This is a genomic window from Atlantibacter hermannii (assembly GCF_009907385.1).
Taxonomy (GTDB): domain Bacteria; phylum Pseudomonadota; class Gammaproteobacteria; order Enterobacterales; family Enterobacteriaceae; genus Atlantibacter; species Atlantibacter hermannii_A.
The window spans coordinates 47,147-59,084 of the sequence record NZ_JAAATR010000033.1 but is presented as its reverse complement, the minus strand read 5'-3'; the positions used below and the strand labels follow the sequence as shown (position 1 = coordinate 59,084).

The 11,938-nt window shown below is 57.3% G+C and carries 12 protein-coding genes; 6 read left to right on the top strand and 6 right to left on the bottom strand.

Translation table 11 applies throughout. From position 1 onward, the window contains the following. Window positions 1-24 precede the first annotated feature (24 nt). Window positions 25-837 carry a septum site-determining protein MinD gene (minD, locus tag GV764_RS09845; RefSeq protein WP_161659999.1) on the top strand — a complete coding sequence of 271 codons (813 nt, stop codon included), beginning with the start codon at window positions 25-27 and terminating at the stop codon, window positions 835-837. A 3-nt stretch (window positions 838-840) separates the two neighbouring features. Further along, the gene (gene minE / locus GV764_RS09840) at window positions 841-1,107 is read left to right on the top strand and encodes a cell division topological specificity factor MinE (RefSeq protein WP_125291965.1); all 267 of its coding nucleotides are present in this window, start codon (window positions 841-843) and stop codon (window positions 1,105-1,107) included. Between the two features lie 103 nt (window positions 1,108-1,210). Here the strand turns inward: minE and rnd are convergent, their stop codons facing one another. The 5 genes from rnd to GV764_RS09815 all read right to left on the bottom strand — a co-directional run bounded on the left by rnd (window position 1,211) and on the right by GV764_RS09815 (window position 7,580). Further along, the gene (gene rnd, locus GV764_RS09835; protein WP_161659998.1) at window positions 1,211-2,332 is read right to left on the bottom strand and encodes a ribonuclease D; all 1,122 of its coding nucleotides are present in this window, start codon (window positions 2,330-2,332) and stop codon (window positions 1,211-1,213) included. Between the two features lie 68 nt (window positions 2,333-2,400). Further along, a complete protein-coding gene (gene fadD, locus GV764_RS09830; RefSeq protein WP_161660211.1) occupies window positions 2,401-4,086 on the bottom strand; it encodes a long-chain-fatty-acid--CoA ligase FadD in 1,686 nt (561 codons plus the stop codon). Window positions 4,087-4,290: 204 nt separating this feature from the next. Continuing rightward, on the bottom strand, window positions 4,291-4,869 hold the full coding sequence (locus GV764_RS09825; protein WP_161659997.1) for a Slp family lipoprotein: 579 nt from the start codon (window positions 4,867-4,869) through the stop codon (window positions 4,291-4,293). A gap of 36 nt (window positions 4,870-4,905) precedes the next feature. Continuing rightward, entirely contained in the window at window positions 4,906-5,601 is a 696-nt protein-coding gene (gene tsaB, locus GV764_RS09820; RefSeq protein WP_161659996.1) for a tRNA (adenosine(37)-N6)-threonylcarbamoyltransferase complex dimerization subunit type 1 TsaB, read from the bottom strand. Between the two features lie 77 nt (window positions 5,602-5,678). Beyond that, window positions 5,679-7,580, bottom strand: a complete 1,902-nt coding sequence (locus GV764_RS09815) for a DNA repair helicase YoaA (protein WP_161660210.1) — start codon at window positions 7,578-7,580, stop codon at window positions 5,679-5,681. A gap of 154 nt (window positions 7,581-7,734) precedes the next feature. Between GV764_RS09815 and GV764_RS09810 the strand changes: the two genes are divergently transcribed. Beyond that, entirely contained in the window at window positions 7,735-8,079 is a 345-nt protein-coding gene (locus GV764_RS09810; RefSeq protein ID WP_161659995.1) for a RidA family protein, read from the top strand. Between the two features lie 2 nt (window positions 8,080-8,081). Here GV764_RS09810 and GV764_RS09805 read toward each other — a convergent pair whose 3' ends face one another. Next, window positions 8,082-8,261, bottom strand: a complete 180-nt coding sequence (locus GV764_RS09805) for a YoaH family protein (protein ID WP_125291957.1) — start codon at window positions 8,259-8,261, stop codon at window positions 8,082-8,084. 96 nt (window positions 8,262-8,357) lie between these two features. Between GV764_RS09805 and pabB the strand changes: the two genes are divergently transcribed. From pabB to sdaA, 3 genes are all read left to right on the top strand, one after another. After that, window positions 8,358-9,722 (top strand): aminodeoxychorismate synthase component 1, encoded by a 1,365-nt coding sequence (gene pabB, locus GV764_RS09800; RefSeq protein ID WP_161659994.1) that lies wholly within the window; start codon window positions 8,358-8,360, stop codon window positions 9,720-9,722. 9 nt (window positions 9,723-9,731) lie between these two features. Next, a complete protein-coding gene (locus GV764_RS09795) occupies window positions 9,732-10,310 on the top strand; it encodes a CoA pyrophosphatase (RefSeq protein ID WP_161659993.1) in 579 nt (192 codons plus the stop codon). Between the two features lie 180 nt (window positions 10,311-10,490). Next, a complete protein-coding gene (sdaA, locus tag GV764_RS09790; RefSeq protein WP_161659992.1) occupies window positions 10,491-11,855 on the top strand; it encodes an L-serine ammonia-lyase in 1,365 nt (454 codons plus the stop codon). The last annotated feature ends 83 nt before the right edge of the window (window positions 11,856-11,938 follow it).

Sequence of the window (11,938 nt, the reverse complement as noted above, 5' to 3'; positions counted from 1 at the left end):
GCCCTTTTAACAAGGAATTCCTTTATGGCACGCATTATTGTTGTTACTTCGGGTAAAGGGGGCGTTGGGAAGACCACCTCCAGCGCGGCCATCGCTACGGGTTTGGCCCAGAAGGGAAGAAAAACCGTTGTTATCGATTTCGATATCGGCCTGCGTAATCTGGACCTGATCATGGGGTGTGAACGTCGTGTCGTCTATGATTTTGTTAACGTCATTCAGGGCGATGCCACGCTGAATCAGGCGCTTATCAAAGATAAGCGCACCGAGAATCTCTATATTCTCCCCGCCTCGCAGACCCGCGATAAAGATGCGCTGACCCGCGACGGCGTAGGTAAAATCCTTGATGAGCTCAAGAGCATGGACTTCGAGTTTGTGGTTTGCGACTCGCCGGCAGGCATCGAAAGCGGCGCGCTGATGGCGCTCTATTTCGCCGATGAAGCGGTGATCACCACTAACCCGGAAGTCTCCTCGGTGCGCGACTCTGACCGCATTCTGGGTATTCTGGCCTCCAAATCCCGCCGCGCCGAAAACGGCGAAGCGCCGATTAAAGAGCACCTGCTGCTCACCCGTTACAACCCAGGCCGCGTCAGCCGCGGCGACATGCTGAGCATGGAAGATGTGTTAGAAATCCTGCGCATCCCGCTGGTAGGCGTGATCCCGGAAGATCAGTCAGTGTTACGCGCATCGAACCAGGGCGAACCGGTGATCCTCGATCAGGATTCCGACGCCGGTAAAGCGTATGCCGACACCATTGAGCGTCTGCTTGGAGAAGAACGTCCTTTCCGCTTCATTGAAGAAGAGAAGAAAGGTTTCCTCAAACGCCTGTTCGGAGGATGATTTATGGCATTACTCGACTTTTTTCTTTCGCGTAAAAAGAATACCGCCAGTATCGCGAAAGAACGTTTGCAGATCATTGTCGCGGAGCGCCGCCGCAGTGATTCAGAACCGCATTATTTGCCGCAGTTGAAGCGTGATATTCTGGAAGTGATTTGCAAATATGTGCAGATCGATCCGGAAATGGTCACCGTCCAACTGGATCAAAAAGGTGATGATATTTCGGTGCTGGAACTTAACGTAACGCTACCGGAAGCGGAAGAAACGAAATAACCTTTAAGAGCACTCTGATTCCTTTTGGAATTTGCTCAATGCTGTTATTTTTCCGTTGCCAGACCAATATAAAAACCCCTGTGAATATTCACAGGGGTTTTTATTAATAACGGCTTAACAGCTCTTTTAGTTGCGCAGCTAATAAGTCGCCACGCCAGCCGCTAATTAATTCCGGCAGCATTGTTTTGGGTTTAAGTTGCCAGTGCCAGTTTAGCAACTGATTAATTTGCCGACGTGATGCAAGCAATTCCGCACTCACCCCTTTCGCTTCGCTGGTTGCCTGAACCAGCGCTTTAATCTCTTTAAAGACTTTACGGTAACCGGGCATATCCACCAGATTGGCAATCGGCTCCGGGAATTCCGATTCAGGTAAAGCCTGGGCCTGGGCCACTAACGACAAGAGTGTTTTGCCGTGAAAGCGAATTTCACTACCCGAAAGGCCCAGACTGTCTAACTCGCCCAGCGAAGTTGGCATATAGCGCGCCACCTGCCAGAGATGCTCTTCGCGCACCACAAAGTTCAACGCCAGATCGCGTTCGCGGGCTTTTTTCAGCCGCCACGCCGCCAGCAGCTTTAAACACGCCAGCTGGCGGGTGCGCAACTGCCAGGCGTTGCCGATATCGCGCCAGACTTCGTCCGGATTAGCCTGTTCACTGCGGCGCGCCATCATCAGGCGGCACTCGTCCAGCGCCGCTTCAAGCCAGCCGGATCCACGCGTTTTTTCCACCAGTTGGGTGGCGATAGGCAACAGATACCAGACATCCGCCGCCGCGTAGTCGCACTGACGTTCCGTCAGCGGGCGCGCCAGCCAGTCGGTGCGCGATTCACTTTTATCCAGCGCGATGCCGGTGAAACTCTCCACCAGTGCAGCGAATCCGCAGGACAACGCGTGGCCGGAAAATGACGCCAGGATTTGGGTATCGATAAACGGCTCCGGCATCATGCCAAATGCGTTCAGGAACACTTCCAGATCTTCACTCCCGGCATGGAGGAATTTGGTGACGTTAACGTCCTGCAACAGCGCTTTGAAGGGCGCCCACTCGGTGATGGTCAGCGGGTCAATCAGCGAAACCTGCTCGCCGTCATACAGCTGGATAAGCCCCAGCTGAGGATAATAGGTGCGGGTACGGACGAATTCGGTGTCCAGCGCCAGCGCCGGATGACGACGCGCCGCTTCGCAGCAGGCGGCCAGTGCGTCGTTGGTGGTGATCATCTGATAATTCAAATTACTTTCTCTTTGGTTTGCGCCAAAAAAAACGCCGGTTAACCGGCGTTTGGCGACTGTCTCGGAGCTCAGGCGTTATTGTTGCCTGGCTTGCGTGCTTCGTCACGCAGTTCTCGTCGTAAAATCTTCCCAACGTTGGATTTCGGGAGCTCATCGCGGAATTCTACCAGCTTCGGCACCTTATAACCGGTCAAATGACGGCGGCAGAAGGTGATCAGCGACTCTTCGGTCAACGCCGCATCTTTCTTCACCACGAAGATCTTCACGGTTTCGCCGCTGGCACCGGACGGGACGCCCACCGCCGCCACTTCGCTGACGCCGGTATGTTGCATCACCACGTCTTCGATTTCATTAGGATAAACGTTAAATCCGGATACTAGGATCATATCTTTTTTGCGATCCACGATGCGCAGAAAACCTTCGTCGTCCATCACAGCGATATCGCCGGTGGCCAGCCAGCCGTCTTTGATGATTTCGTCGGTGGCGTCCGGGCGCTGCCAGTAGCCTAACATCACCTGCGGCCCGCGGATGCACAGCTCGCCCGGCTCGCCGTGCGGCACTTCGTTGCCCTCGTCGTCGATAAGCTTCGCTTCCGTAGACGGCACCGGCAGGCCAATGCTGCCGCTGTGGTAGTCGATATCATGCGGGTTGACGCTCACCAGCGGCGAACACTCGGTCAGGCCATAGCCCTCCAACAAAAATTGCCCGGTGAGTTTCTCCCAGCGCTCCGCCACCGCCTGCTGAACCGGCATCCCGCCGCCCGCAGAGAGATGCAGTGTAGAAAAATCGAGCTGGTGGAATTCTTTGTTGTTCAGCAATGCGTTAAACAGGGTGTTAACGCCGGTCATGGCGGTGAACGGGTATTTCGCCATCTCTTTCACCAGCCCCGGAATATCGCGCGGGTTGGTGATCAGCAGGTTCTGGCCGCCGAGTTCAATAAACAGCAGGCAGTTCATGGTCAGCGCGAAGATGTGATACAGCGGCAGCGGCGTGATCACAAACTCTTTGCCCTGGAACAGCAGCGGCCCGTAGGTGGCCTTCACCTGCTCAAGGTTGGCGAGCATATTGCGGTGGGTCAGCATCGCGCCCTTGGCAACGCCGGTGGTGCCGCCGGTATATTGCAGAAAGGCCAGATCGTTGCCCGTCACTTCCGGCTTGATGTACTGCATCCGGTAGCCGTTGTGCAGGGCGCTGCGAAACGATATGGCATCCGGCAGATGGTATTTCGGCACCAGACGCTTGATGTATTTAACGACAAAGTTGACCACTGTGCCTTTAGCGGTGGAGAGTTGATCGCCCATACGGGTCAGGATCACGTGCTTCACCTGGGTGCGGTCGACCACTTTTTCCAGGGTATGGGCAAAGTTGGAAACGATCACAATGGCGCTGGCGCCGCTGTCGTTCAACTGATGTTCAAGCTCGCGCGGGGTGTACAGCGGGTTCACGTTCACCACGATCATCCCGGCGCGCAAAATACCGAACAGCGCCACCGGATATTGCAGCAGGTTAGGCATCATCAACGCGACGCGATCGCCCTTCTGCAATCCCAGCCCTTCCTGAAGATAGGCGGCAAACGCGCGGCTGCGCTCTTCCAGCTTACGGAAGGTCATCACCTCGCCCATATTAATAAACGCGGGCTGGTCAGCGTAACGCGTCACGGCCTGCTCAAACAGTTCTACCAGGGATTGATAACGATCGGGGTCGATTTCAGCCGGAACATCGGCCGGATAACGGTTAAGCCAAACCTTCTTCAATGCATCACCTCTGAAAGTAGTATTCGTCGTCATCGCAACCCCAGTAATAAAAACATGTCGTTAACATAATATTAACTCAGCGTACCAGTTTATTAATTAGGCTGATTTAAGGATGCGAAGCGCGTCACTATTTATTTTTCTTATGTCCTGAAAACGAACAAACAGCGGACCTGCCGCTGTTTGTTATTACCGCAAAACAAAGGTTTACTCGGTCACAATGGTCTGGACCTGAGCCGGGCCGGGATTATACCAGCCCCAGGGACCATATCCATAGCGCCACGGGTACGGGCCAAACCAGGGATCGATGGGCTGCGGCGGCATAATCACCTGCTGAGTGATATGCCAGCGCTTATACCCCGTCACGTCCAGGGTCATAAATTTGTAGGGCGTTGCGCCGACCTTACCGTCTACCGCGCCGGTGATGGTCCCAAGAACCGTCACCAGTTGCCCGCGAAAGTCCACCGGGTCGAGGAAGCCGTTTACGTCGGCATAAATGCGTCCGCGAGAAGGCTCGCCCAGCACCGGGCGCGCGCCGCTGTCGAGCGGCACAGTGGCGATTTCCAGCCGGGTTTTACCCTGCTGATTCTGGATACTCACCACTTTCCCGCCGAAACGCGCTTCCTGACCAACGTACAGGCGCGGCGCGTCCATCACGGCAGCCAGATCCTGCTGGGGCATCTGGCTGGAGCCTTTGATGGCATCCGGAATCGTGACGCATCCGGAGAGCGCCAGCGCACCGATGGCCACCAGCCATATGCGAAACATCGTTTTTTGCATCGCCATTGTTGACTCCTTAACCCGACGCGCGGCGTCAGGCGATTACGCTCTGCCTGGCAGTTTTTTCCAGGCGACTTCATTGCGCAGATAAACCGGCTCGGCCTGTTCAACCGGCACCGTTTTCTGTTGTTCAAAAGCCCTTGCCGCCAGCGGCAGCATATCTTCAGCGGCGGGCAGTTGAATGCCGCCGTCTACCAGGGTTACGCTGCTGCCGTTAGCCATCTCCGGCCAGGCCTGCCAGCCGGTACCGACCATCGCCCATTCTCCGCTTAATTCCATCAACCGGGCGTTAACCGCTTGCGGCGTTAACACGGCTTCAGTGTGTTCGCCATGCCAGACGCCGTGCGCATCGCGCTGGTACTCAGCCCAGTAGACTTCGCCCATGCGCGCGTCGATGGCGGCCAGGACGCGGGTTGCGCCAGTTTTGCGGTACGCGCCCTGCGCCATGGTGGCGAGGGTCGACACGCCGATCATCGGCAGTTCCGCGCCCAGCGCCAGGCCCTGAGCGATGCCGATGCCGATGCGCACGCCGGTAAAACTGCCGGGGCCGCGGCCAAACGCCAGCGCGTCAATCTGAGACAAGGAAACAGCGCACTGGTTCAGAAGTGTCTGAACCAGCGGCAAAATTCGTTGAGTGTGCTCACGTTGGCACAGCTCGAAATGAGCATGAATGGTGTCGTTATCCTGAAGCGCTACGGAACAGGCTTCGGTGGCGGTGTCTATGGCCAGAATTCGCATATCTTTTCGCACTCTCGCGAGGTGGGGTCATGTAAAAATGGCGCGCATCTTACCATAGTCTGGCACAAATTACTCCGTCACGGGGCGGCGAGAAACGCGGCGGCGCGGCTAATGTCGCGGGTGCGCGGCGCAGGCGGCAGGCTCGCCAGGAACACTGCGCCATAAGGACGCATCACCAGACGGTTGTCGCAGATCACCAGCACACCGCGATCGTCAACGTCGCGGATCAAACGCCCGACGCCCTGCTTGAGGGTGATAACCGCATCCGGCAGTTGAACTTCGTCAAACGGATCGCCGCCGCGCAGGCGGCAATCTTCCATGCGCGCTTTGAGCAGCGGATCGTCCGGTGAGGTAAACGGCAGTTTATCGATGATCACCAGCGACAGCGTATCGCCGCGCACGTCCACCCCTTCCCAGAAGCTGCTGGTCGCCACCAGCAGGGCATTGCCGGCCTCGACAAACTGTTGCAGCAGCTGGCCTTTACTGGTTTCGCCCTGCAGCAGCACTGGCAGCGTCAGCATGGCGCGGAACTGCTCCGCCAGATCGCGCATCATGGCGTGGGAGGTGCAGAGCATAAAGCAGCGCCCGTTGTTGGCCTCGATCATCGGTTTCAGCATTCTGGCCAGATGACGCGCCGCGCCGGGCTGGTTGGCCATTGGCAGGCCGCGCGGCACGCAGAGCAGCGCCTGTGTCTGGTAATCAAACGGGCTGGGCAGCAGCAGCGTTTCCGCTTCGCTGATGCCTAACCGGTCGGTAAAGTGGTGCAAATCGTCATTCACCGACAGCGTGGCGGAGGTGAAAACCCAGGTGCCGGATTTTTGCGCCATCACGTCAGTAAACTTATCCGCCACGTTCAGCGGCGTCAGCGCCAGGGTGAAATGGCGCGAATTACATTCGTACCAGTAACTGAAGCCCGGGGTGTTGATCTCTTTGAGCCGCTTCAGGCGGGCGCGGTACAGTGTGGCGCGTTCGAACGCCGCATCCAGCAGCGCCGAGCGCCCCAGCGACAGCTTCGCCACGTCGTAGCACAGCTCCAGCGCATCATCGAGCAGCACCAGCGCCCGCTGGATGGCGGGGTCCGCCAGCAGCTCGCGCAGATTGCCGCGAAAGCCCGGCTCCCCCAGCTGCAGACGGAAATCCTGCGCGCTCTGGGCCAGCCGGTCGGCGCATTTTTGCAGCTGCTGGGTATCTTTGACTTCGGTGCGGTAGGCGATGGTGATGTCTTTTGCCAGATCCTGAAGCTGGCGGCTGGACAGCGACTGGCCGAAATACTGACTGGCGATATCCGGGATCTGGTGCGCTTCGTCGAAAATAGTGACGTCCACTTCCGGGATCAGCTCGGCGAACCCGCTCTCTTTCACCACCATATCGGCCATAAACAGATGATGGTTAACCACCACCACGTCGGCCTCCATGGCGTTTTTACGCGCTTTCACCACGAAGCAGTCTTTATACAGCGGGCAGTCGGCCCCAAGGCAGTTATCGTTGGTGCTGGTGACCAGCGGCCAGACCGGGGCGTCTTCCGCCACGCTGGCGCAGGTGCTGATATCGCCATCAAAGGTTTGATTGGCCCAGCTGCGCAGCAGGATCACGTCGCTCAGGGTTTGTACCGGCAGATCGCCTCCGGCCAGCGCCTGTTGTTCCAGACGTTCGAGACACAGATAGTTAGAGCGCCCCTTGAGTAGCGCCAGTTTGCCTTTATAGTCCAGAGCGCGGGCGACGGTGGGCAGGTCGCGGCTGTAGAGCTGATCCTGAAGGGCCTTTGAACCGGTGGAGATAATGACTTTCTTCTCCGAACGCAGCGCAGGGGCAAGATAGGCGTAGGTTTTTCCGGTGCCGGTGCCGGCTTCGACCACCAGCGGGGTTTGCGTCTCGATCGCCTTCGCCACGGCCTGCGCCATCAGACGCTGGGGTTCACGCGGTTTAAAGCCCGGTATCGCTTTTGCCAGTTGCCCGTCGGTTGCGAAATCGTCCGTCACATTTTCTTCAGCCACACTGATGTCCGTCACACTACCCCCTGGATAAATTGCCAGTGATTATGTCAGGGGCGCGCGGCTTTCGCCAGCCAAAGAGATGACGCGACGCTCACGATATGGCAGTCTGGCACTCTTTGAAAACCATAAGGACATAACGATGACAATCCTTCGCATCAACCCGGAAGCCCGCTGGTCCGACGCCGTGATTTACAATCAGACCCTCTACTATACCGGCGTGCCGGAAAATACCGATGCCGATGCGCGTGCCCAGACCGCGGATATTCTGGCGCAGATCGATGAAATGTTGCAGGCCCAGGGCAGCGACAAAACCCGCATTCTCGACGCGACGATCTTCCTCGCCGACCGTGCCGATTTTGCCCGGATGAATGAAGCCTGGGACGCCTGGGTGGCGGCGGGACATGCGCCGGTGCGCTGCACCGTGGAAGCGAAACTGATGAAGCCGCAATACAAAGTAGAAATTAAAATTATTGCGGCGGTGTAAGTCTACTCGTCTTCATCTTCAAAACGGGCGACGATGCGGTCGCCCTTATGGGTCGCGCGAATTTCTTCCGCCACCTGGGCGATTGCCTGGCCGCTGCTTAATCCCTGCGCCATCAGTTCCTGAATCCGCTCGACCGCCTGCTGTTGCTGTTCATGGGTGAGTGAAGGTAATCCTGCAAACATGGTTGACTCCTGTTACATTGCTGGCGGTTATTATTTCACGTTGCCCGGATTGCGCCAACCACGGCGCGCGGGCAACCCGTGTTGATGAGTTTAGCGATGCAAACAATCCACTCCTCCGGCCTGAAAACCGTTACGCTGCCCTGGCAACCTGATGCGCTGTTGACCCGTTTTGCCCCCCTGCACCCTCAGCCCTGGGCGATGCTGCTGCATTCCGGTTTTGCCGACCATGCCCATAACCGGTTTGATATTCTGGTGGCCGATCCAAAAATCACCCTGCAAACCGTCGGTTGCACAACCGTTATCGATACTGGCGACGAGATCCAGACCTCATCTGAATGCCCGTTAGCGCTGCTGAAATCAGCGCTGGCGTCGCTGAATATCCATCCTGACGTTGTCCCTGACCTGCCCTTCCAGGGCGGCGCACTGGGATTGTTCGGCTACGATCTCGGACGACGCTTCGAAACGTTGCCGGTGATAGCCAGACAGGACGTTAACGCGCCTGATATGGCGGTGGGGATTTACGACTGGGCGCTGATTGCCGACCATCATCGCCAGACCCTGACGCTGCTGAGCTGGGGCGACCCGGAGGCGTGCCTCGCCTGGCTGGAACAGCAGTGTGGGCCGCAGCCTGCGCCGTTTGAACGCACCTCCGACTGGTCCGCTAATATGAGCCGCGAGGAATACGGCGCCAAATTCCGCCAGATTCAGGCGTATCTGCAAAGCGGCGACTGCTATCAGGTCAATCTGGCGCAGCGTTTTCAGGCGACCTATCAGGGAGATGAGTGGCAGGCGTTTTTGCGGCTCAATGCCGCCAATCGCGCGCCGTTCAGCGCCTTCTTGCGCCTGCCGGAACAGGCGATTCTCAGCCTGTCGCCGGAACGTTTTATTTTGCTGGAAGGCGACCAGATCCAGACTCGCCCGATTAAAGGCACGCTGCCGCGTCTGGCCGATCCTGAGCAAGATGACCTTCAGGCGCAAAAACTGGCCGCATCGCCCAAAGACCGGGCGGAAAATTTAATGATTGTCGATCTGCTGCGTAACGATATCGGACGCGTCGCGCTGCCGGGCAGCGTCAGGGTGCCGGAGTTGTTTGTGGTGGAGCCCTTCCCGGCGGTGCATCATCTGGTGAGCACCATTACCGCTACCCTGCCCGCCCCTCTTCATGCCACCGATCTGCTGCGCGCCAGTTTCCCCGGCGGCTCGATTACCGGCGCCCCTAAAGTGCGGGCGATGGAGATCATCGAAGAGCTGGAGCCCCAGCGGCGTAACGCCTGGTGCGGCAGCATCGGCTACATCAGTTTCTGCGGCAATATGGATACCAGCATCACCATCCGCACCGTCACCGCGCAGGACGGCACGCTGTACTGCGCGGCGGGCGGCGGCATTGTGGCGGACAGCGACGAAGCGGCGGAATATCAGGAAACTTTTGATAAAGTTAATCGTATCCTTAATCACCTGTGAAGGAGCCCCATGAGTAATCCGCCGATGACGCTGGACAGTTTTTTAGCCCGTTTTCAGTTATTACGCCCGGAGATCAGCCGCCATTCGCTTAATCAGCGCCAGGCGGCGGTGCTGGTGCCGATTGTCCGCCGCCCGGTGCCCGGTTTACTGCTCACCCAACGTTCAACGCGGATGCGTAAACACGCCGGACAAGTGGCCTTCCCCGGCGGCGCGCGGGATCCGGAGGACAGCTCTCTGATTGCCGCCGCGCTACGCGAAGCCCAGGAAGAGGTGGCTATTCCGCCGGAGTCGGTAGAAGTGATCGGCGTGCTGCCCACGGTGGACAGCGTCACCGGTTTTCAGGTCACGCCGGTGGTGGGGATTATCCCGCCTGACCTGCCCTATCACGCCAGCGAAGAAGAAGTGTCCGCGGTGTTCGAGATGCCGCTGGATGAAGCGCTGCGCCTTGGACGCTACCATCCGCTGGACATCCACCGGCGCGGAAACCATCACCGCGTCTGGCTGTCGTGGTATGAGCACTACTTTGTCTGGGGCATGACGGCGGGCATTATTCGTGAACTGGCTCTGCAAATCGGCATGAAACCTTAACTATAATGACAGCATAATCCCTGTTTTTTATGGGGTCTGGCGACACTTTATTAGGGAATATTGTCTGAGGCATTAGTTTTATTCATGTGAATAATTAACTGTGCCGAACAATAAACTCTTAAAATAAGCGTTGTTCTAACATCGTCACCCAAAAGGGTGCCCCTGGCAGGAGTTTTTACTGTGATTAGTATATTCGACATGTTTAAGGTGGGCATTGGTCCCTCCTCTTCCCATACCGTTGGACCGATGAAGGCAGGGAAGCAGTTCGTCGATGATCTGGTCGAAAAAGGATTACTGGAAAACGTCACCCGCGTAGCGGTCGACGTTTACGGCTCGCTTTCTCTTACCGGCAAAGGCCACCATACCGATATCGCCATCATTATGGGCCTGGCGGGTAATCTACCTGATACCGTTGATATTGACAGCATCCCGGCGTTTATCCGCGATGTTGAAACCCGCGAGCGCCTGCTGCTGGCTCAGGGCCGCCATGAAGTGGATTTCCCGAAAGACAACGGCATGCGTTTTCAAAGCGACAACTTACCGCTGCATGAAAACGCGATGCGCATTACCGCTTATAGCGGCGACAAAGAAATCTACAGCAATACTTACTATTCCATCGGCGGCGGATTTATCGTCGATGAAGCCCATTTCGGTAAAGACGCCAGCGGCGACGTTAGCGTCCCGTATCCGTTTAAATCCGCCCAGGCGCTGCTGGATTACTGCAATGATACCGGTTTGTCTGTCTCCGGTCTGGTGATGAAAAACGAACTGGCGCTGCATACGAAGCAGGAAATCGAAGACTATTTCGGCAACGTCTGGCGCACCATGCAGGCGTGCATCGATCGCGGTATGAATACCGAAGGCGTGCTGCCCGGCCCGCTGCGCGTGCCGCGTCGCGCCTCCGCGCTGCGCAGAATGCTGGTATCCAGCGATAAGAACAATAAAGATCCGATGACCGTAATCGACTGGGTCAATATGTTCGCGCTGGCGGTGAATGAAGAAAACGCCGCAGGGGGCCGCGTGGTGACCGCGCCGACCAACGGAGCCTGCGGTATCGTCCCGGCGGTGCTGGCTTATTACGATCACTTTATCGAACCGGTGACGCCGGATGTGTATATCCGCTACTTCCTGGCCTCCGGGGCGATTGGCGCGCTGTACAAAATGAACGCGTCGATCTCCGGTGCTGAAGTGGGTTGCCAGGGCGAAGTGGGCGTCGCCTGCTCTATGGCAGCAGCCGGTCTGGCAGAAATTCTCGGCGCCAGCCCGGAACAGGTTTGCGTGGCGGCGGAAATCGGCATGGAGCACAACCTCGGTCTGACCTGCGATCCGGTCGCGGGACAGGTGCAGGTGCCTTGCATTGAGCGTAACGCTATCGCGTCGGTTAAGGCAATTAACGCCTCCCGTATGGCGATGCGCCGCACCAGCGCGCCGCGCGTCTCGCTGGATAAAGTCATCGAAACCATGTACGAAACCGGTAAAGATATGAACGCCAAATACCGCGAAACGTCGCGTGGCGGGCTGGCGATTAAAGTCCAGTGTAACTAAGCATCCAGCGCCGCATTCGCGGCGCTTTTTTTATCTGTCGCGGTTTCGTCATAAATAATCCCCACTACACTTTCAATGTTCAC